This is a genomic window from Hymenobacter sp. 5317J-9 (genome assembly GCF_022921075.1).
Taxonomy (GTDB): domain Bacteria; phylum Bacteroidota; class Bacteroidia; order Cytophagales; family Hymenobacteraceae; genus Hymenobacter.
In genome coordinates this window covers 398,141-418,437 of sequence record NZ_CP095050.1, presented here as the reverse complement: position 1 = coordinate 418,437, position 20,297 = coordinate 398,141, and the positions used below count along the sequence as shown (strand labels likewise).

The following is a 20,297-nucleotide window of genomic DNA, read 5'->3' as shown; positions in this document are numbered from 1 at the left end:
GGCGGCATCCCCGCCGGTTTCCAGCCGTAAGCGCTAGGCCCGCCCTCCAGGCGCCAAGCTCCGCCGTGCATATTTCCGCTTTCGGCCCTACCTTGCGCCTTCCGCGTGCCCGGCTATGAAAGTATCTACCGCAGAACCGTTTCAAATCGTTTACTCGCTCTTCGAGCACGAGTTCCTCGGCCATTTGTTTGCGGCCTATGTGGTACAGCTCGGCCCGCGGGGCCAGCTCACCCTGCAGCACCAGACCGTATCGGGCAAAAATGCCCACGAGTTTGCCGCCGGCCTCGATGCCACCGACTTTGAGCTGGTGGAGCTCTGCGACCAGATTCAGCAGGAAGCGGTGGTGAAGGAATTCTGGCCCCGCAAAATCGCGACGGCCGAATTTTTCTTAAAAACCTACAACGCCGAAAAAGGCGACAAGCCGCTGCAGGAAGCCATTTCCAAGTACGTGCAGGCCCGCATGGCGGCCATCCTGGCGCGGCTGGCGGGCAAGTGCGTGTTCATCATGGGCCGCGACGGCGAGCCGACGTGGAAGGAAATCGGCCTGGCGCCGGCCAAGGCGTCCATCCTCTTCCACTTCCGCCGCAACGAGGAAGGCACTCATTACTTCCCCACCATTCAGTATCAGGGCCAGAAGCTCGACTTCCAATACAAGGACGCCGTGCTGGTGTGCCTGCAGCCCGCCTGGCTGCTGCTGAACGACCTGCTCTACACTTTCCGCACGGAGGTAGACGGCAAAAAGCTGCTGCCTTTTTTGAAGAAGAAATTCATCGTGGTGCCCCGCAACGTGGAAGAAAGCTACTTCCAGAAGTTTGTGGCGCCGCTCATGGAGGCGTTCGAGGTGCACGCGCGCGGCTTCGACATTCGCTCGGAGCGCTACGTGGCGCGGCCGCGGCTAACGTTTAGCGACACCATACCGGCGCCGCCCGCGCCCGAAGCGCCCGTGCGCCCGCCCGGCCCGCCGCGCCGGGGCCGCATCCCGCTGCCCAAGCCCGTGGCCCCGCTGCTGACGGGCGCCGAAACCGAGCAGATTCACTTCGAGCTGAGCTTCCGCTACGGCCCGCACTTAATGCCGCTGGGCACCAACAAGCCGGTGAGCGTGCACTTGGAAAAAACGGCCGACAGCTACGTATTCCACCGCCTGCTGCGCAACCCCGAGCAGGAGCAGGCCACCGTGGAAGAGCTGCGCGCCCGCTCGCTCACCGTGGAAAACGGCCACGCCACCCTGCCCAAGGCCGAAGCCTTCAAGTGGCTGCACGACAATACCCCCGCCCTGGCCGAGCTGGGCTACACCGTGGAAGCGGCCGACTCGGCTACCAAGAGCTACTTCATTGGGCCCACCAGCGTGCACGTGGGCATTCAGGAGGCCGGCGACTGGTTCGACGTGCGCGGCACGGTTCGCTTCGGCGACATTGAGGTGCCGTTTATCCGGCTGCGCGGGCACATTCTGCAGCGCCGGCGCGAATTCAAGCTACCCAACGGCCAGATTGCCATCATCCCGGAAGAGTGGTTTACGGACTATTTGGAGCTGTTTGCCTTCGGCGAAGAAACCGAGGAAGGCCTGAACCTGCGCCGCCATCACCTGGCATTGGTGGCTGACTTACAAAGCAATGAGCTGGCCACCGTGCGCATGGGCCGCAAGCTGGAGAAGCTGCGCGACTTTGCCGAGGTAGAAGACCACCCGCTGCCGCTGGGCTTCCAGGGCGAACTGCGCCCTTATCAGAAGGCCGGCTACAACTGGCTGCGCTTCGTGCAGGACTTCCATTTCGGTGGCTGCCTGGCCGACGACATGGGCCTGGGCAAGACCATTCAGACATTGGCCATGCTGCAGCACCGCCACGAAAGCGGTGAAAACCAAGGTGCCGCGTCGCTGCTGGTGCTGCCCACTTCGCTGGTATTCAACTGGCTGACCGAGGCGGAGAAGTTCACGCCCGACCTGCGCATTCTGGCCTATACGGGCACGTATCGGGACAAAAACCCTGACCGGTTTGCCGACTACGACGTGGTGCTGACCAGCTACGGCATCGTACGCCTCGACACGGAGCTGCTGGCCAGCTACAAGTTCGACTACGTGATTCTCGACGAGTCGCAGGCCATCAAAAACCCGTCGAGCACCACCTCGCAGGCCGTGCGGCAGCTGCGCTCCAAACACCGACTCATCCTCACGGGCACGCCGGTGGAGAACAGCACCATGGACCTGTGGTCGCAAATGTCCTTCATCAACCCGGGCTTGCTGGGCACGCAGGCGTTTTTCCGCAAGGAATTCCTCAAGCCCATCGAGAAGCACCAGGACGAAGGCCGCACCCGTCGCCTGCATGCGCTGATTAAGCCCTTCATTCTCCGTCGGCACAAGGCCCAGGTAGCAAAAGAATTGCCCGAGAAGACCGAGCAGCTTAGCTACTGCCCCATGACGGAGGAGCAAGCCCACGCCTACGAAGAGACCAAGAGCTTCTACCGCAACAAGATTCTGCAGAACCTGGACGAGCACGGCCCGGCCAGCACCCAGTTTCTATTGTTGCAGGGCCTGACGCGCCTGCGCCAGATTGCCAACCACCCGCGCCTGGCCGACGAAAATTACACCGGCGAATCGGGCAAGCTGCGCGAGGTGTTGCGCATGATTCGCAACGTAGTGGCCGAAGGACACAAGGTACTGGTGTTTAGCCAGTTTGTCCAGCACTTAGCGCTGGTGCGGGCGGCGCTCGATGAGCGGCAGCTGGAGTACGCCTACCTCGATGGCGCCACCCGCGACCGGCCGGCCGAGGTAGCCCGTTTCCAGGAAACCGAGGACCTGCGCATCTTCCTCATCAGCCTGAAGGCCGGCGGGGTGGGCCTCAACCTCACCGCGGCCGACTACGTCTTCATCCTCGACCCCTGGTGGAACCCCGCCGTGGAAGCCCAGGCCGTGGACCGCGCCCACCGCATCGGCCAGCAGCGGCCGGTGTTCACCTACAAGTTCATCTCGCAGGGCACGGTGGAAGAGAAAATTCTGGCCCTGCAGCGCCGCAAGCTGGCGCTGGTGAGCGAGCTGATTGCCACCGACGAGGCGGTTATCAAACACCTTACCCGGGCCGACATCGAGGAACTGCTGGGCTAAACGCCCAAGCCGTGTGAGGAGCCACGCTACGGCGTGTGCATTTCCATGCCCAAACCAGAAGCTTTGCCAAGCGGAGCAGTCGGCCTGACCACAATGCGAATAAACAGGGATTAATAAAGATTTTATTTAATCATTCGGTTTACCAAGTTTAATTCATTCATATTTGCAGCCTACTTTTCCGTTTTCGGACCTGGCATTGGCTGCGCAACTTCTATCGTCTTTCGGCACTTTGCCCGCGTGGCCGCGGGTGGCGTGTGTCTTGTTCGCGCTACTGACGGCACACGCAGGCTGGGCACAGCCCAGTCGAAAGCTTCCGGAAAAAAAGACCACCGCCCCTTCCTCTGCGCCGGCTCCTTCAAATCAGCTTTCAGCCCTGAAAACGGAAGAAGCCTTGCGGATGCTTTTGCGGGCTGATTCTGTGGCTTCGCAACGCCAACGAGCGAAGCTGGGGCCCGAAGCCAGCGGCCTGGTATTGGACCAGACCATCACCAAAATCGGCCACGATTTTTACGACCAATTTTATAGCCGCTGGGAAGCCCCCAACGGCATAGACGACTTCACGGTCGTGATTGGAGAAAAGCCGTCGCGGGGCAACAACGCCATCATCACCGTGACCGTCAACAACGAGCAGCTTCTGGAATTTCCGCTTCAAGGGAAGGAGGAAATCATCATGGATGCATCGCAGCAAGCCATCGAAATAGCCAGCAACTCCTTGCAGGAATCTTTCAACCTGAGCCAACAGCTGGAACGCGGCAACAAGCAGGCCCTCGAAACCTACTAATTCATTTCCTTTTTACCCCTCGAGCATATGAAACACGTGTTTACCCTCACCGTCCTTCTTGCGCTGCTTTCGTTTGGGCGCAATGCACATGCCCAGGATTTCGTGTACGAGCCCAAAAACCCGGCTTTTGGCGGGGGCAACACGTTCAATTATTCGTGGCTGCTCAGTTCGGCCCAGGCGCAAACCACCATTGTGGACCCGGCCTCTAAGGCCAATGCAACGGCGCCAGACCCACTGGCCAATTTCGCGGCCAGCCTCAACCAGCAGGTATTGGCCCAGCTCAGCAGCCGGCTGATTGCCAACCAGTTTGGCCAGGGTGCCATCAAGCCGGGCAACTACACCGTCGGGACCTATCAAATTCAGATTACGCCCGGGGCTAATGGCATTGGCGTGCAGGTCACCGACACGTCCACCGGCAACCAGACCACCATCACCATTCCCAACGGCTTTTAGCCCGCGGCAAGTGACTGCCGGACAAGCAATTCCCACCCTTACTTTCTCGTTGTTTCCATGCTTCTGCGTCGATTGCTGACTGCCGTAGTGTTCCTGCTATTGGCAGGACTCAGCGGCTGCGCCTCCTATTTCCATCAAACGTTTATGAACCCTGAGCCGGCCCGGCTCGGGGCCGAAATCAACGGAAACGAAGTGTGGCGGCACCTCCCGCCCGCCCGGCAGCGCGTGGTGGTGGCCGTGTACAAATTCCGGGACCAGACCGGGCAGTACAAGCCCCAGGCCAACGGGTCGAGCTTCTCGACAGCCGTGACGCAGGGCGCGACCACCGTGCTGCTGCGGGCCCTGGAAGAGTCCCAGTGGTTCGAACCCATTGAGCGCGAAAACTTGGGCAACCTGCTGAATGAGCGCAAAATCATTCGCTCCACGCGCGATGAATACTCCCAGCAAACCGGCCAGCGCCAGCCCAACCTCCCGCCGTTGCTGTTTGCCGGCATCATCCTCGAAGGCGGCATTATCTCCTACGATTCCAACATCCTGACCGGCGGGGCCGGCCTGCGCTACTTCGGAGCCGGCGCCTCGGGCCAGTACCGCCAGGACCGGGTGACGGTGTACCTGCGGGCCATCAGCACCAACACGGGCAAGATTCTCAAGACCGTCTACACGTCGAAAACCATTCTTTCGCAGCAGGTCGACGCCAGCTTGTTTCAGTTTGTGGCGTTCAAGCGCCTGCTGGAAACCGAAACCGGCTTCACGTACAACGAGCCCAGCGAGATGGCCGTGAAGGATGCCATCGAAAAGTCGGTGCAGTCGCTCATCTACGAGGGCCTGCTGGCTCGCATCTGGACGTCGACCGACACCGCCGCCACCAGGGGCCTGCCCATGCAAGCGTACCTGCGCGAAAAAGACGAAAACCTGTCGCTCGACCCCCTGGGCCGGCAAACCAACTACCGCCGTCGGCCGTTTGGCATCGGCTTCAACGGCGCCGTGCAGCTGTACCAAGGCGATTTTGCGCTGCCTCAGTACCGCGCGGCCGGCGAACTTACCCTGCGCTACCGCTTGGGCGACGGCTATTTCAGCACGTTTCTGAACCTCGGCCACGGGGCGTTGGCGGCAGGCCCGCAAGGGCAGTATTTCAGCCAACGTTTTAGCTACGCCGAAGCCGGCCTGATTGCGTGCCTGTTCCCCTACGACCGATTCTCGCCCTATCTGCTGGCCGGGGCGGGGGGCACCCTCAAGCGGTTTTCGCGCCTGGATGCCAACAACTTGGTGCCTCACGCCGTGGTGGGCATTGGGGGCGAGCTATTGGTCACGCCCCGGCTGGGCATCAGTGCTGGCGTCGACAGCCACTTTTACCTCTCCGACCGCATCGACCAGGTCGTGCAAGGGCGCTACAACGACTACGCATGGGGCGGTAGACTAGGGCTGACTTTCTACTTGGGCAAGGGAAATTCAGAAATTTTTTATAAAAAATAATCTTTTTTTCATAAAATAACAACTCCCTGATTTTCAATTTAAATAGCAAAATCTACTGTTATACTTTTTATACGAATATTTATACAATTATTGAAAATATATAATTTTGCCGTTTTTAATTTTAATAATTTTTACAAAAAGTATTTGGATTTGGTGAATCGGGAAAATACATTTGTCTCACTCTCAGAAAAAGGCAAATCATTCTTGACTCAACAAAACTTTTTAACCCATTCCCAACCCAAACCCATTTACTCTCATGAAAAAAGTTACCATCCTCGCCGCCACTTTGATGGCACTCGGCTTCACCGCCAACGCTCAGTCGCAAGTGTCGACGGCTTCAAGCCCCACCCGCGTTCCTGCTTTTGTGCCGCTGACACCTTATCAGTACAATGCTCAGAATGCGCCGGTGGCGGGTGCTAATGCCGGCACCATCTCGGGTGCTAATGCACAGTACGGCAATTACAGCCAGGATTCGCAAATCCAGCAAGCCGGTGATAATAACCAAGCCAACGTAGACCAACTCGACAGCCGCACTTCTGCTGGCGGCGCTCTGGCCAGCGGCAGCGGTAGCTCGGCAACCGTTTCCCAGCTGTCCGGCTCGCACAACACCACCAACCAGAAGCAAACGCTGCTCAACGAAAGCAACGTGGCCGGTGGTCGTAACGTGTTGTCGTCGTCGCAGTCTGGTAGCTACAGCCAAGTAGACCAGACGCAACTGGGTGGCAACCACAATACCGCCCAAGCAATTCAGGCCTCGGGGTCGTCGGCCAACCTTGCCACCCAGACGCAAAACAACGGCACGAACAAGAGTGCTTACATTGAGCAAACGGGTTCTTCGAGCGGCAACCGCGCCGTGCAATCGCAAACGGGCGCCAGCGGTTCGATGGCTAGCAACGGCGGCATCACGGCCGTGATTACGCAGAAAGGCTCGAACAGCCACGCTAACCAAGCGCAATCTGGCACGGGTGTGGGCAACGATGCCGGCATCAACCAAGGCCTTGGCAGCGCCAACACCGCCCTGCAAACCCAAAACGGCTCTTATTTGAATGCCTCCATCGACCAGTCGGCAGGCAGCGCTTCGGGCAGCGTGAGCAGCAACTACGCCAAGCAAGACCAGACCGGCGTGAGCAACAACGCTTCCATTGTGCAGCGCAGCAGCGGCAACTATGCCCAGCAAATGCAGATGGACGGCAACACCGGCATCGTGCAGAACAACACGTCGGCCATCATGCAGTCCAACGTGTCGTCGGCTGCCTACACCACGCAGTCGGGCACTTACAACACGGCCGTTGTAACGCAGCACTAAGGTCGAACGACTTAGTCCGTAGAAACAGAAACGGACCGAACCAAATGCGCCAAGTTCCGGGCTTCTTTGCGAAGGGCCTGGGGCTTGGCCCATTTGATGTTTGATTACTTACATTTACCATCCTTCTGCTTTGCATTCCCACCGCTCATGAAACGGACTGTTTTTTTCGTAGTGGCTGCCTGTTTTGGCATCAGAACCGCGCAAGCGCAATTGGCGGAACCCACTAGTACCTCGCGCGAACAACAGTTGGTTGAGAGCGTGGGCCTGGAGCGGCTGTCGATGAGCACCGGCCTGCCGCCGCTGACCAACCTGCAAAATGTGACCGGCCTGCTGCAAGTCGGCAACGGCAACACTGCCCGCATCGACCAACAGACGCTGTCCAACAACGCCAACCAAGCCTACGTAGCGCAAATTGGCGAAGCCAACGTTTTGAGATTGACTCAGCTGGGCGGCGGCAATCTTCTATTGGTAACGCAAAATGGCAACGGCAACCAAGCTGGCTACACCCAAGGCGGGCAAAACAACGCCACTAACATCACGCAAAACGGCACGCAGAATAAGGTGCAAGGAGTGGATGGAAGGGCTAACCTACTGTTGGAAGGCGACAACAACACCATGAAAATCACCCAGAACGGCAACAACAATACCGTGCAAGGCGAAGTGCGTGAAAACAACCGCAACTACGACATTCGGCAGTACGGCTCCGACAACACCCTGACGCAAATTGAGACGACGACGCAGACGCCCAAGGGCTACACCGTGGAAATGCGGGGCCAGGGCATCAACCTGACCATTGAGCAAAGCAAAGTAGTACCCGGCGTTCGATAGACCGCTAGCCGATGGGAGCATCGAGAAAAGGCTGACTGCAATTCGCATGTGGCCTTTTTTTATTGCCGAACCACGCGGCTTTTGGTGCGGATTTTATGCTGCTTGCGGGTTTGCGGGTGCTGATACTCACCCAACCAATTCTTTCCTTTCTGTTATGCTACAACTCATTCTTATGTTTTTGGCCTGGCAAAGCCCCGACGCCCCGGCGCCCTGCCAAGCGCGCCTTGAACTGCAACAGCAGGGCGGCATGCTCACCGTGACCGGGCACTGCCGAAACCTGTTGCCCACAGCCGGCCGCTACCGCTACGAATTGCAGACCTTGCGCGAAGGCAGCGGCGGTCGTTCGCAGAACACGCAGCGCGGCGAATTTGAGGTGGCGCCGCAACAGGATGTGTCGTTGTCGCAGACCCGGGTAAACGTCACGCCGCAAGACCGTTACCAAATTCGATTGCGGGTGCTGGATTTGGCCGGCCACACCGTGGCGCAGGACTCGGCTTCTCAGCCAGCGGCGCATTAAATTTGTGATTCTGCCTTTCTGACTTTGTACTTTATATGACCTTTTTACCCGCGGATTGGGCACGGCGCTTGTCGTGCATGTTGAGTTTTATCTGCTGCTGGTGCGTGCTCAGCGCTTGCCAGGAAGACTTGGTGGAGCCGGTATATTACGGCAGCGTAACGGGAACGGTGCTGGACGGCCGCACCAATCTGCCGTTGGCCAACGTGACGGTGACCACCAGCCCGGCCACCAGTTCGTACCTGACCAACGCGCAGGGCAAATTTCAGATAGAAAACGTGCCTGCGGGCCGCGTGGCCATCACCGCCACCAAGGCCGACTACCAGCAGGTGGTGGCCAACGTGACGGTGTATGAAGCGCAGGCCGCCGACGTTTCGATAGTCCTGACCAAGAGTACCACGGTCGCCCCAACCGCACCCACCCGCCCTGCTCCCGCCAACCAGGCCACCGGGCAGCCCACCACGGTGGTGTTGTCCTGGCACCCAGTCAACGCCACGGCCAGCGACTCGCTGCGCTACGACGTGTCGCTTTTCGAGAGCAACAACGTCAACGCCACGGCGTTGCTGACCAACTCGAAAGACACGACCGTAACCGCTGCTAATTTGAAATACGCCACCACCTACTACTGGCAGGTAACGGTGCGCAACACAGCGGGCACTTCGGCCCGCAGCCCGGTGTGGAGCTTCCGGACGGCGGACCTGCCCAATAACCGCTACCTGTATGCCCGCACGGTGGCCGGCAATACCGACATTTATTCGTCGGACAACACCGGGGGCAACCTTCTTCGCCTTACCAGCGCCGCCACGGTGGAAACGGCGCCGCAGCTGAGCCCCAATCGGGATGTAATAGCGTACACATCGAACGCCAGCGGCCAGTACCAGCTGTACACCATGAATCGGGACGGTTCGAACCAGCGCCAAATCACCACCCTCTCGGTGGAGGGCTACAACAACGCGGGCATTGGCTACCACTGGTCGCCGGACGGCGCGCAGCTCATCTACGCACACTACGACCAGCTATACCGCGTAAACCGCGACGGGACCGGACTGCAACTGATGGCAACGGCCCCCCCTGGCCGGCACTTTCGCGAGTGCGACTGGAACGTGCAAAATGGCGGGCGCCTCGTGGTGCAAACCGTGGGCTCCAGCGTGTTTAATTCCGAACTCTACCTCTACAACTCCGACGGCACGAATCCCATTTTGCTAGTGGGCGATTTACCGGGGCGCCTCGACTCGCCGGCGTTCAGCCTGGATGGCCGCTCGGTGCTGTATTCGCGTGATGTAGCTGGCTTTAACGACCCTGGCGGACGGCAATTGGACGCGCACTTGTTTCTCCAACGCATTGACGGTACCTCAACCGTTGATATCACCGCAGGTGCCACTGGCTCGCTCGGCAAAGCATTGGGCACCAATGATATTCAAGGGCGAATTTCGCCCGACGGTTTCCGTGTCATCTTCGTTAACCGCGTAAACGATGACCTCAGCCCGCCGGAGGTGTGGACGATGGACCTCGACGGCCGCAACCGCGCCAAACTCTTTTCAAACGCCTTCCTGCCCGACTGGAAGTAAGCCCGGACTGAAAAAGGCATCCGCTTTGCCAGAAAAGGCCGTACCTTCCCGGCAATGGGGTTTTGCGGCCCCTTTTCCGTGTCGCTGACGACCGAGCTGCTGCGTATGAAGGCCTTTGGGGCACTGGTGCTGATTTTGTTTCCGTTGGGGCTGCGCGCGCAGGCAGACAAGGCCCTGCCCGCCGCTACGTATGCCGATGCCGATGGGCGCTTCACCCTGACGTATCCGCGTGCCTGGCAGTTGCGGCCCGGCGCCGCGGGGTCGGAAGCAGCCTTCTACGCGCCGGCCACGGGGCAGCCCGTGCCGGCCGTGGTGACAATGACGGCCCGCCCCCTGCCCGACGCCCTGAAGGACCGGCCGCTGACCGGCGCCGGCAGCCAGGATTCGCTCTGGCGCACCCTGCTGCGCCTGCCCAACCTGTATGTGGTGCGCCTGGAAGAGAAAAACTACGGCCGTTACGAGGAGGTGCGCTACGACTACACCTATGCCCCCGTGGCGGGGCTGCCGGGCCGCCTGCACGTGGCGGGCCGGCGCTTCTGGCGCGTGGGCTACGAGTTTCAGGTAGAATACCGGGCGGCTACTACCGAGGATGGTCGCTGCCTGCCCGAAGGGCAGCAAATACTTGATTCGTTTGCTTTTACCAGCAAATCCATCACCAGCCGCCGCTACGTGGACCAGGTGTGCGACGGCAAAATGTACGGCATCGCGGCCATGAGCCGCCGCACCGGCCAGTGGGAAGACGACTGCCGCTCCATCCACGAGTTTTCGACCGACGACGTGTCCGAGCTGGCCACGGTGCACCGCAACGTGCTGCCCTTTCAGTCGTACGCCCTGGCCAAGGGGTTTGACAACTGCCTGTACTCGGTCACGAAATCGCCCACCAACCAGCCCGAGCTGGTGTACCGCTACGACCCCACCACGCGGCGCGGGGCTTTCACCACCTGGCAGCTGCCCGCGCAGGGGCCCACCAACGTCTGGATTTCGGCCGCCACCGACGAGCGCGGCGACCTGTACTTCCTCACCTCCGACGCCAACCAGCTGGTGAAGGTGAGCCCCGCCGAAGGCGGCACCGTGACCGTGCTCTGGCAGAAAGACCCCACCCAGCAGGCCGCCTACTACCCCAGCATTGCTTTCGACGGCGCGGGCACACACGGCAACTTTTGCCTCGACGACGCCAATACCGTGTACATGGTGTACAGCACCGACGGCTCGCTGGTGCGCGTGGACCTGAAAACCCAGCGGCCCGCGCCCGAGCTGCTGGCCCTCACGGGCTTGCCCAAGCGCGGCGGCTACAGCGACGTACTGCTGCAAAACGACGAGTCGGGCCGGCGGCGCATGTACCTGGCCGGCCCGCACGCCCTCTACAAGGTGGACCTGTCGCGGCGCAAGGCCAGCTTGGAGCGGCGCGGCACCTACACCGACCTGGCGGGCTGCAACCTGTTTCGGGTGGCCTACCGGGGAGCAGCCCCGCCCTTGCCCAGCGCCACCGTGCCCTGGCGTGGGCGCGTGCTGAACGCTACCACCTACCAGCCGCTAACGGCGGCCGAACTGCACATTGGCCGCGAAAGCGCTTCGGCCGTGGTGGCACTTTCCACCGATGGCCGGTTTTCGTACGGCGCGGCGCCGGGCAAGCCGTATTTCTACAAAGCGCAGCTGGCCGGCTTCGTCGACGCTGATAGCAGTTGGACGGTGGGCGCCGGCCCCACCGTGCACGACATCTTGCTGCAACCCCTGGCCGTGGGCACCACCCTCCCGCTGGCCAACGTGCAGTTTGAGCAAGGCCAGGCCGTGCTGCTGCCGGGCTCGGCCCGCGCCCTCGACCAGCTGGTGGCCATGATGGCCGACAACCCGCGCCTGACCATCGAGCTGCGCGGCCACACCGACAACGTGGGCGAGCCCGCCAAAAACGTGGTGCTCAGCGAGGAGCGAGTGGCGGCGGTGAAGGCCTACCTGGTGGCCCACGGCGTGGCCGAAAGCCGCATCACCGGCATCGGCTTCGGCGGCGCCAAACCGGCGGCCAGCAACGCGCAGGAAACCACCCGCAAGCTGAACCGGCGCGTGGAGTTCCGGGTGACGGGGATATAAACTAGGAAGTGTTAACAGTAGGTATTAATTTGGGGTATGGATTATTTGCTCACAGACGCGCAGTGGGCCCGCATCGCGCCGCTGCTGCCGGGTCGGGAAGGCACGAAAGGTGGCCGGGGCCAGGACAACCGCCGTTTTGTAGAAGCGGTGCTGTGGTTGTTGCGCAACGGCTGCCGCTGGCGTGCCTTGCCGGCCGCGTGGGGCAACTGGCACACAACATACACGCGCTTCCAGCGCTGGACCGCCTCGGGCGTGTGGGCCCGGGTGCTGGCCGCCGTGCAAGAGGACGACGCGCTGCACACGCTGCTGGTCGACTCGACCACCGTGCGGGTGCACCAACACGCGAGCGGGGCACGCAAAAAAACGGGCCGCAAGCCCTGGGGCGTAGCCGCGGCGGATTGACCACCAAGCTGCACGCGGTGGCCGACGCTGGGGGCCGGTTCGTGCGCGGCAGCCTGACAGCCGGCCAGCGCCACGACGCCCCGCAAGCGCTGCCGCTGCTCGACGGGCTGGCCCCGGCCTACCTCGTGGCCGACCGGGGCTACGATTCCGACCCGCTCGTGGCCACCCTGGCTGCCCGCGGCACCTGTGCCGTGATTCCGCCCCGGTGCAAGCGCCGCTACCCGCGGGGCTACGACGCGGCGCGTTACGCCCAACGTCACCCCATTGAGCGCCTTTTCAGCCGCCTCAAGCAGTTTCGCCGCGTGGCCACCCGGTATGACAAACTCGATGCGCATTTTTTGGCCTTTATTCACCTCGCTGCAACCGTCCTGTGGCTACGCGACTGTTAACACTTCCTAGCAGTCGAATAAAGACTGTCATGCAGAGCGCAGCGAAGCATCTCGCGTGCTCCCACAAATCAATACGGCTGCAAATTGGGTTACCACCGAGCGAGATGCTTCGCTGCGCTCTGCATGACGTTATTTCTATTTCTTGCTCTATGCTGGTAACTCTTCGAACTGCCGTGGCCCAATCGCCGGCCCAGGTGATGGCAGGCTTCACGCGGGCGCTGTTTGAGGCGCTGGCGCCGCCGTTTCCCAAGCTGCGCGTGCTACGGTTTGATGGCTGCCGCACCGGCGACCAGGTTGAAATCGAGCTGAATACCCTCGTAAAGAAGCTGCGCTGGACCTCCCTGATTGTAGACGACGGCGTGCAGCCCGACGGCACGCACTTCTTCATCGATGAAGGCCAGATACTGCCGCCGCCGCTGCGCTACTGGCGCCACCGCCACCTCATTGAGCCCAGCCCCCACGGCGGCAGCGTGATTGTGGATGCGCTGGAATACCGCACGGCCTCGCCCTGGCTCGACCGCCTGCTGTACCCCGCCATGTGGGCGCAGTTTGCCTGGCGGCGGCCCATCTACCGGCGCTGGTTTACATAGCGCCCGCGCTACAAATCCAGCACCATGCGCACGTCGCCGGGGTGGCCGGGGATGAGGGCCGCCGGCCGGAAGCCCAGCTTATCGTAGAGCTTGAGGGCCGGCAGCAGCGTGGAAATGGAGAGAACTTCTACGCGGCGGGCGCCCAGCTCACGCGCTTTGCCCAGCATGGCCTGGCCCAGCGCCCAGCCGATGCCGCGGCGCTGGGCAGCCGGCGCCACGGCCAGCCGGGCCAGTTCGTACACGCCGTCGTGCTCTTTTACCAGGGCGCAGGTGCCCACGATTTCGCCCTCGCACACGGCCATGAGGATGTGGCCGCCGCGCTCCACGATGTATTGCTGGGGGTTTTCTACCGGCTGGCGGTTGGCGCCTTCGATGTAGAAATAGCGCGTAATCCACTCATAATCGAGCTCGTGGTTGAGGGCTTCGAAAGCCGGGCGGTGCGCGGGCTCAAAATCGATGATGGAAACGCCGGTGGGCATGGGTGGGAGCGGGAATGGAAGGACGAAGGAACCGAGGCTGCAAAGTTCGCACACGGCGGGCCGTACCTTTGCAGGCCTATGCTGAATCCTGCCACCATCGTCCTCAAAAACGGAAAAGACCACTCCCTGCGCCGCCGCCACCCGTGGGTATTCTCCGGCGCCATTGCCCGCGTGAAGGGCGACACCGAAGAAGGCGCGCCCGTGCGCGTCGAGGCCATCGACGGCGAGCTGCTGGGCGTGGGCCACTTTTCGGGCGGCGGCTCCATTGCCGTGCGCATGCTGGATTTTGGCCCGAGCGCGCAACTGCCGACGGCCGCGTTCTGGGAAGAGCGGCTGGGCAACGCCTACCGCCTGCGCCAGCGCCTGGGCCTAACCGGCACCGCCGACACCAACGTGTTTCGGCTGGTGCACGCCGAAGGCGACGGCCTGCCCGGCCTCATCATTGACGTGTACGGTGATGTGGCCGTGGTGCAGGCCCACAGCATCGGCATGTACCGCGCCCGGCCCGAAATAGCCGCCGCCCTGCGCGCGGTGTTCGGCAACAAGCTGCGCGCCATCTACGACAAGAGCGCCGAAACCATCCCCGGCAACGCCGTGCCCGATGCCAAGAACGGCTACCTCTTCGGCCAGAGCAGCGGCGCCGAGCACGTGGTGCAGGAAAACGGCCACCGCTTTGCCGTGGACTGGGAAACCGGCCAGAAAACCGGCTTCTTCATCGACCAGCGCGACAACCGCGACCTACTGGCCCGCTACTCGCCCGGCCGCCGCGTGCTCAACACGTTTTGCTACACCGGCGGCTTCTCGGTGTACGCCCTGGAGGCCGGCGCCGAGCTGGTGCACTCCGTGGATAGCAGCAAGAAAGCCATTGCCCTCACCGAACGCAACGCCGAGCTCTCGAACCACGCCGACCGCCACGCCGCCTACCCCGACGACGTGCTGGGCTTCCTCAAAAACCACTCGGCCGAATACGACCTGCTGGTGCTCGACCCGCCCGCGTTTGCCAAGCACATGGGCGCCCGCCACGCCGCCCTCATGGGCTACAAGCGCCTGAACGCGGCCGGCATTGCGCACCTGGCGCCGGGCGGGCTACTGTTCACCTTCTCTTGCAGCCAAGTAGTTAGCCCCGAATTATTTGAGGGCGCGGTGCTGGCGGCAGCCATCGAGGCCGGCCGGCCGGCGCGCATTCTGCACCGCCTCACCCAGCCCGCCGACCATCCCGTGAGCCTGTTCCACCCCGAAGGCGCGTACTTGAAAGGACTGGTGCTGGCGGTGGAGTAGAATCAAGACGCCTGTCATCCTCATCTGGCGTCCGCGTAGCCAAGGACCTTCTCACGTTTGAACGATAGTTGTTCAGCGGTGAGAAGGTCCTTCGTTTTGTTCAGGACGAAGGTTTTTTGTGAGCCTTTGGGTGAAGGGAACATTCTCCGCAGCCCACACGACCGGGCAGGGGCAAGTCCCGCCCCTACTCCTCTCGGATGGCGTGTGCCACAGCAAAGCGCGCTATTTTGTCGGGCCCCAAAACATCTGCCCACCCGTTGCGCGTTATGCCCCCAGTGTTTCGTAAAAAAACTTTCTCTGCGCCCCGCCAGCCCGTAGCCGTCATCGGGGCGGGCATTGCCGGCATTGCGGCGGCGGTGCGGCTGGCCGTGACCGGGCACGCCGTCACGGTGTTTGAAGCCGGGCCCACGTTTGGGGGCAAGATGCACCAGTTCGAGCTGCCGGGCGGCTATCGTTTCGACGCCGGCCCCTCGCTCTTCACGCTGCCGCAGCTGGTAGACGACATTTTCCGGCTGGCCCACCGCGAGCCCGCCGACTACTTCCGCTACGAGCGGCTCGACCCCATCACGCACTATTTTTTTGCCGATGGCACCCGGCTCAAAGCCTGGGCCGATGCCGACACATTTGCGGCCGAGGTGCAGGCCAGGCTGGGCACCCCTGCGGCCGAAGTGACTACATTTCTGAAGCGCGCCGGCCGGGCCTACGACGCCACGGCTGGCACCTTCCTGCACAAGTCGCTGCACAAGGCCGGCACCTACCTCAGCCCCGAAACCTTGAAAGCCGTGGCCGCGCTGCCGCAGCTGGGCCTGCTGGGCACCATGCACCAGCGCCACGCCAGCGCCTTCGGCCGCGACCCGCGCCTGGTGCAGCTCTTCGACCGCTACGCCACCTACAACGGCTCCGACCCCTACCAGGCGCCGGCCACGCTCAGCATGATTCCGCACCTGGAACACGGCATCGGCGCGTTTTACCCCGAGGGCGGCATCTACGCCATTGCCGAAAGCCTGGTGAAGCTGGCCCTGGAGTTCGGCGTGAAATTCCGCTACAACGAGGCCGTGGAGGAAATTGTGGTGGCCGAAAACCGCGTGACGGGCGTGCGCACGGCCCAGGACGTGTACGACTTCGGCCGCGTGGTGAGCAACATGGACGTGGTGCCCACCTACCGGCGCCTGCTGCCGGGCCAGCCCGCCCCGGAGCGCACGCTGGCCCAGCCCCGCTCCTCCTCGGCCCTGATTTTTTACTGGGGCATTGCCCAGGAATTCCCCGAGCTGGACCTGCACAACATCTTTTTCTCGGCCGACTACCAGCGCGAGTTTCAGGCCATTTTTCAGGAGAAGACCGTGGCCGACGACGTGACCGTTTACGTCAACATCACCTCCAAAAAGACGCCCACCGACGCCCCGGCCGGCCACGAAAACTGGTTTGTGATGGTGAACGTGCCCCACGACCAGGGCCAGGACTGGGACGCCCTCACCCGCCAAACCCGCGCCGCCGTGCTCCGTAAGCTGCACCAGGCGCTGGGCATCGACGTGGAGCCGCTCATCGCCGCCGAAAAAGTGTGGACGCCCCCGGGCATTGCCGCCGACACGTCCTCGTTTGGGGGCGCGCTCTATGGCAGCTCCAGCAACAACGCGCTGGCCGCCTTCCTGCGCCACCCCAATTTTTCGGGGCGGCTCGAAGGGCTGTACTTTTGCGGCGGGTCGGTGCACCCGGGGGGCGGCATTCCGCTGTGTTTGCTGTCGGCCAAAATCGTTGCTTCTCTTATTGATAGTTAATTGTTGAGAGTTAAAACCAGTGCGTAAAACGAGAGGGCCCTTGCTCCTCAACTTTTAACTTTTAACTGCTTGACTCCACCGAATGGAGTATCCTGAATCCCTCAATCCAACCACCAATACCCGCCGGTTGCGCATCGCCCAGGGCTTGGTGCTGCTGTTTCACGTCACGGGTTTTGTGGGCCTGGCCTTCTCCAACGACCCCGATTTTTACCTGCGCTTCACGCCGCTCACGCTGCTGCTCACGGCGGGGCTGCTGCTGGCGTTTCAGCCGGAGCGCAACGGGAGCTTCTGGGGCTTTAGTCTTTCGGTGATAGTGCTGGGGTTTGCCGTCGAGTTTATTGGCGTGAACACGGGCAAGATTTTTGGGCACTACACCTACGGCGATACGCTGGGCGTCAAGCTGTTCAACGCGCCGCCGTTTGTGGGCGTGCCGCCGATGATTGGCCTCAACTGGCTGGTGCTGACGTACGTGTGCGGTGTGCTGGCGCGCTACCTGCCGCTGGGCGAGCTGCCGCGCACGCTGCTGGCGGCCCTGCTCATGGTGGGGCTCGACGTGTGCCTGGAGCCCGTGGCGGGCCGCTACGACTTCTGGCACTGGTCGGCCGAAATCATTCCGCTGCAGAATTTCCGCGACTGGTTTATTGTGGCCTGCGTGCTGCAGATGCTGTTCAACCGGGCCAACTTTCCCAAGGTCAACGCCTTGGCTCCGATGGTGTACCTCACGCAGCTGCTGTTTTTCTTTTTCCTTGGGGCTCTGCAGTAAGGCCGGGGGTTTCTGTAACCTCAACCATAAGGAATTGCGGGTGAACTGGCGCTAGTTTTGAGCCGTAGTTGTCTTTCCTTCCTCGCTTCCACATGCCCGACTTTACCCTTCCGGCGGCTTCATTGGAAGCCGCCATGCCCGTGTTTCACCGCTACGGCTTGCACACCGCCACCGATGAGGTGCTGGCCGCCGCCCTGCACACCAGCGTGCCCGAGCTCACGGCGCAGTTTCCGAGCCGCGAGCTGCTGGTGCACCACGCCATACTGGCCGACATGGAGCGCCAGAAACGGGAGCACCGAGAGTTATATGAGCAATTTCAGACGGCGGTGGAGCGGCTCTACGGCCTGCTGCAATTGGGCTTGCGCGACCTGGCCACGGTGCCGGGCGAGTTCTACGTCGACCTGCAAACCGGCTTCCCGCAAACCTGGGAAGCGGTAATGGACCACCTCAACAGCTACTCGGCGCCCCAGCTACAACAGCTGCTGAACGACGGTATTCGGGGCCGTTTGTTTCGCTCCGACATTAACATTCAGCTGGTTACCAAAATCCTTATTGAGCAGCTCAACCTGCTGCTCAACCCGCAGGTGTTTCCGCCCGACCGCTACAACATGCGCGAGGTGTTCCGCAGCATCTTCCTGTACTACATTCGCGGCATCTGCACCGACGAAGGCGCGCGGATTGCGGCCGAGCATTTCGCCCGGCTGTAGACAGCCCGGCCCGGCCGGGCCTAACTACTTGTACGGATGCGCTTATCAACGTTGCGCGGTTGGCTGCTGCCGGCCGCGGCGGGCCTGCTGTTAGCCGGCTGCCAGTCCAATACCTCTGCTTCGGAAACGGCTTCGGCCAACGGCAACACCGAAGCCGCGCCCACCGACACGGCCAGCGTGCCCGCGCCGAAAGACGGCATAACGGCCGCGCTGATTGGCCAGCACATCAAAGTGCTGGCATCAGATGAGTTTCAGGGCCGGCGGCCGTTCACGGCGGGCGAGGAAAAAGCCACGAATTATTTGGCCGCCGAATTCAAGAAGCTGGGGCTGCAGCCGGGAGCCAACGGCAGCTATTTTCAGGCCGTGCCGCTGGTGGAAATTGCGGGCGAACCCGACTCGACGGCCACGGTGACGGGCAATGGCAAAAGCCTGACCCTGAAGTACCGCCAGGACTACATGTTCCTGACGGAGCGCGAGGTGCCCACGGTCGAAATCAAGAATTCGCCGCTGGTGTTTGCCGGCTACGGCGTGACGGCGCCAGAGTACGGCTGGGACGACTACGCCGGCCTCGACGTGAAGGGCAAAACCGTAGTGGTGCTCATCAACGACCCCGGCAACGCGGGCAACGACACCACCCTATTCAAGGGCAAGGCCATGACGTACTACGGCCGCTGGGGCTACAAGTACGAGGAAGCCGCCCGCCACGGCGCCACCGGCCTGCTCATTATCCACGACACCAAGCCCGCCTCCTACCCCTGGACGGTGGTGCAAAGCAGCAACGGCGGCGCCAAGCTGCACCCCCAAACGCCCGACCACGGCGCCAGCAAAGTGGCTCTGGAAGGCTGGATGACCCTCGACGCGGCCAAGCGCCTCTTCACGATGGCCGGGCAGAACTATGAGGAAGCCTACACGGCGGCCAATCAAAAAGGCTTCAAAGGCCAAGCCCTGGGCCTGAACCTGACCACCACGCTGCACAACACCATCACGCGCAAAACCTCGAAAAAAGTGGTGGCCGTGCTGCCCGGCACCACGCGGCCTAAAGAATACATCATCTACTCGGCGCACTGGGACCACCTCGGCATCGGGCCGGCCATTGCCGGCGACTCGATTTACAACGGCGCGCTGGACAACGCCAGCGGCTGCGCCGGCCTGCTGGCCATTGCCAACGGCTTTGTGCAAGCCAAGGAGAAGCCCGCCCGCAGCATCGTGTTTCTGGCCGTGACTGGCGAAGAGCAGGGCCTGCTGGGCTCCGACTACTATGCCCAGCACCCCATTTTCCCGGTGGCCAGCACCGTGGCCGACATCAACATGGACGAGCTGCTGGCCTTTGGCCCAATGCGCGACGTGACCATCACGGGCTACGGCCAGTCGGAGCTCGACGACTATGCCCGCGCCGCCGCCAAGGAGCAAAACCGTTACGTCATCCCCTACCAGCACCCCGAAACCGGCAGCTTCTACCGCTCCGACCATTTCAGCTTCGCCAAAGTGGGCATTCCGGCGCTCTACGCCAGCGGCTCCTTCGACAGCCGCCTGCACGGCAAGGACTTCGCCGAAAAGCAGCGCAAGGACTTTGAAGAAATTACCTATCACCAGCCCGCCGACCAATACGACCCCAAATGGGACCTGCGCGGCGCCGAGCAGGACGCCCGCCTGCTGTTCCGCGTGGGCCAGAAGCTGGCCAGTGAAACCACCTTCCCGAAATGGAAGGAGGGCTCAGAATTCAAGGCGACGCGGGAGAAAAGCCGGCCGATGTAGAGACGCAATAGTTGGAGTCTCGTCGTTAGCTTCGCTGAACTTCGTTTGCTGATGTTG

17 protein-coding genes are annotated in these 20,297 nt (G+C 61.9%); 16 read left to right on the top strand and 1 reads right to left on the bottom strand.

What is annotated here, in order from left to right; all coding sequences use genetic code 11:
* The first annotated feature begins 115 nt into the window (after positions 1–115).
* The 11 genes from MUN81_RS01790 (at position 116) to MUN81_RS01740 (ending at position 13,483) form a co-directional block, all read left to right on the top strand.
* Positions 116–3,094 carry a DEAD/DEAH box helicase gene (locus tag MUN81_RS01790; protein WP_245114692.1) on the top strand — a complete coding sequence of 993 codons (2,979 nt, stop codon included), beginning with the start codon at positions 116–118 and terminating at the stop codon, positions 3,092–3,094.
* Between the two features lie 418 nt (positions 3,095–3,512).
* Positions 3,513–3,875: a curli production assembly/transport protein CsgE gene (locus MUN81_RS01785; RefSeq protein WP_245114691.1), complete on the top strand. Its 363-nt coding sequence runs from the start codon at positions 3,513–3,515 to the stop codon at positions 3,873–3,875.
* Between the two features lie 27 nt (positions 3,876–3,902).
* Positions 3,903–4,328: a curli production assembly/transport component CsgF gene (locus tag MUN81_RS01780; RefSeq protein WP_245114690.1), complete on the top strand. Its 426-nt coding sequence runs from the start codon at positions 3,903–3,905 to the stop codon at positions 4,326–4,328.
* A gap of 144 nt (positions 4,329–4,472) precedes the next feature.
* A complete protein-coding gene (locus MUN81_RS01775) occupies positions 4,473–5,801 on the top strand; it encodes a CsgG/HfaB family protein (protein WP_245114689.1) in 1,329 nt (442 codons plus the stop codon).
* A 256-nt stretch (positions 5,802–6,057) separates the two neighbouring features.
* Positions 6,058–7,107 carry a hypothetical protein gene (locus tag MUN81_RS01770; RefSeq protein ID WP_245114688.1) on the top strand — a complete coding sequence of 350 codons (1,050 nt, stop codon included), beginning with the start codon at positions 6,058–6,060 and terminating at the stop codon, positions 7,105–7,107.
* Between the two features lie 147 nt (positions 7,108–7,254).
* The gene (locus MUN81_RS01765; protein WP_245114687.1) at positions 7,255–7,935 is read left to right on the top strand and encodes a hypothetical protein; all 681 of its coding nucleotides are present in this window, start codon (positions 7,255–7,257) and stop codon (positions 7,933–7,935) included.
* A 154-nt stretch (positions 7,936–8,089) separates the two neighbouring features.
* Positions 8,090–8,452 (top strand): curli-like amyloid fiber formation chaperone CsgH, encoded by a 363-nt coding sequence (gene csgH, locus MUN81_RS01760; protein ID WP_245114686.1) that lies wholly within the window; start codon positions 8,090–8,092, stop codon positions 8,450–8,452.
* Between the two features lie 77 nt (positions 8,453–8,529).
* Positions 8,530–10,017, top strand: coding sequence for a carboxypeptidase regulatory-like domain-containing protein (locus MUN81_RS01755; protein WP_245114685.1), 1,488 nt, complete (start codon positions 8,530–8,532; stop codon positions 10,015–10,017).
* Between the two features lie 78 nt (positions 10,018–10,095).
* Positions 10,096–12,102: an OmpA family protein gene (locus MUN81_RS01750; protein ID WP_245114684.1), complete on the top strand. Its 2,007-nt coding sequence runs from the start codon at positions 10,096–10,098 to the stop codon at positions 12,100–12,102.
* A 36-nt stretch (positions 12,103–12,138) separates the two neighbouring features.
* Positions 12,139–12,893 (top strand): IS5 family transposase gene (locus tag MUN81_RS01745; RefSeq protein ID WP_245110381.1). Its coding sequence is split into 2 segments (ribosomal slippage): positions 12,139–12,469 and positions 12,469–12,893, totalling 756 coding nucleotides; the frame shifts between segments, so codons are not numbered across the junction.
* A gap of 149 nt (positions 12,894–13,042) precedes the next feature.
* Entirely contained in the window at positions 13,043–13,483 is a 441-nt protein-coding gene (locus tag MUN81_RS01740) for a hypothetical protein (protein WP_245114683.1), read from the top strand.
* A gap of 8 nt (positions 13,484–13,491) precedes the next feature.
* Here the strand turns inward: MUN81_RS01740 and MUN81_RS01735 are convergent, their stop codons facing one another.
* Positions 13,492–13,962, bottom strand: coding sequence for a GNAT family N-acetyltransferase (locus MUN81_RS01735; RefSeq protein ID WP_245114682.1), 471 nt, complete (start codon positions 13,960–13,962; stop codon positions 13,492–13,494).
* A gap of 78 nt (positions 13,963–14,040) precedes the next feature.
* On the opposite strand from MUN81_RS01735, the gene MUN81_RS01730 reads away from it, so the two are divergent.
* From MUN81_RS01730 to MUN81_RS01710, 5 genes are all read left to right on the top strand, one after another.
* Complete coding sequence (locus MUN81_RS01730; protein ID WP_245114681.1) at positions 14,041–15,240, top strand: class I SAM-dependent rRNA methyltransferase; 1,200 nt, start codon at positions 14,041–14,043, stop codon at positions 15,238–15,240.
* Between the two features lie 275 nt (positions 15,241–15,515).
* A complete protein-coding gene (gene crtD / locus MUN81_RS01725) occupies positions 15,516–17,015 on the top strand; it encodes a 1-hydroxycarotenoid 3,4-desaturase CrtD (RefSeq protein ID WP_245114680.1) in 1,500 nt (499 codons plus the stop codon).
* Positions 17,016–17,097: 82 nt separating this feature from the next.
* Positions 17,098–17,778: a carotenoid biosynthesis protein gene (locus MUN81_RS01720; RefSeq protein ID WP_245114679.1), complete on the top strand. Its 681-nt coding sequence runs from the start codon at positions 17,098–17,100 to the stop codon at positions 17,776–17,778.
* 92 nt (positions 17,779–17,870) lie between these two features.
* Positions 17,871–18,485, top strand: a complete 615-nt coding sequence (locus tag MUN81_RS01715) for a TetR/AcrR family transcriptional regulator (RefSeq protein WP_245114678.1) — start codon at positions 17,871–17,873, stop codon at positions 18,483–18,485.
* A gap of 36 nt (positions 18,486–18,521) precedes the next feature.
* Entirely contained in the window at positions 18,522–20,240 is a 1,719-nt protein-coding gene (locus MUN81_RS01710; RefSeq protein WP_245114677.1) for a M28 family metallopeptidase, read from the top strand.
* Positions 20,241–20,297 lie beyond the last annotated feature (57 nt).

Coding starts and splice junctions, on each gene's coding strand:
- MUN81_RS01790 (WP_245114692.1), top strand. CDS start 116: ATGAAAGTATCTACCGCAGAACCGTTTCAAATCGTTTACTCGCTCTTC.
- MUN81_RS01780 (WP_245114690.1), top strand. CDS start 3,903: ATGAAACACGTGTTTACCCTCACCGTCCTTCTTGCGCTGCTTTCGTTT.
- MUN81_RS01775 (WP_245114689.1), top strand. CDS start 4,473: ATGAACCCTGAGCCGGCCCGGCTCGGGGCCGAAATCAACGGAAACGAA.
- MUN81_RS01770 (WP_245114688.1), top strand. CDS start 6,058: ATGAAAAAAGTTACCATCCTCGCCGCCACTTTGATGGCACTCGGCTTC.
- MUN81_RS01765 (WP_245114687.1), top strand. CDS start 7,255: ATGAAACGGACTGTTTTTTTCGTAGTGGCTGCCTGTTTTGGCATCAGA.
- csgH (WP_245114686.1), top strand. CDS start 8,090: ATGCTACAACTCATTCTTATGTTTTTGGCCTGGCAAAGCCCCGACGCC.
- MUN81_RS01755 (WP_245114685.1), top strand. CDS start 8,530: ATGTTGAGTTTTATCTGCTGCTGGTGCGTGCTCAGCGCTTGCCAGGAA.
- MUN81_RS01740 (WP_245114683.1), top strand. CDS start 13,043: ATGCTGGTAACTCTTCGAACTGCCGTGGCCCAATCGCCGGCCCAGGTG.
- MUN81_RS01735 (WP_245114682.1), bottom strand. CDS start 13,962: ATGCCCACCGGCGTTTCCATCATCGATTTTGAGCCCGCGCACCGCCCG.
- MUN81_RS01730 (WP_245114681.1), top strand. CDS start 14,041: ATGCTGAATCCTGCCACCATCGTCCTCAAAAACGGAAAAGACCACTCC.
- MUN81_RS01720 (WP_245114679.1), top strand. CDS start 17,098: ATGGAGTATCCTGAATCCCTCAATCCAACCACCAATACCCGCCGGTTG.
- MUN81_RS01715 (WP_245114678.1), top strand. CDS start 17,871: ATGCCCGACTTTACCCTTCCGGCGGCTTCATTGGAAGCCGCCATGCCC.
- MUN81_RS01710 (WP_245114677.1), top strand. CDS start 18,522: ATGCGCTTATCAACGTTGCGCGGTTGGCTGCTGCCGGCCGCGGCGGGC.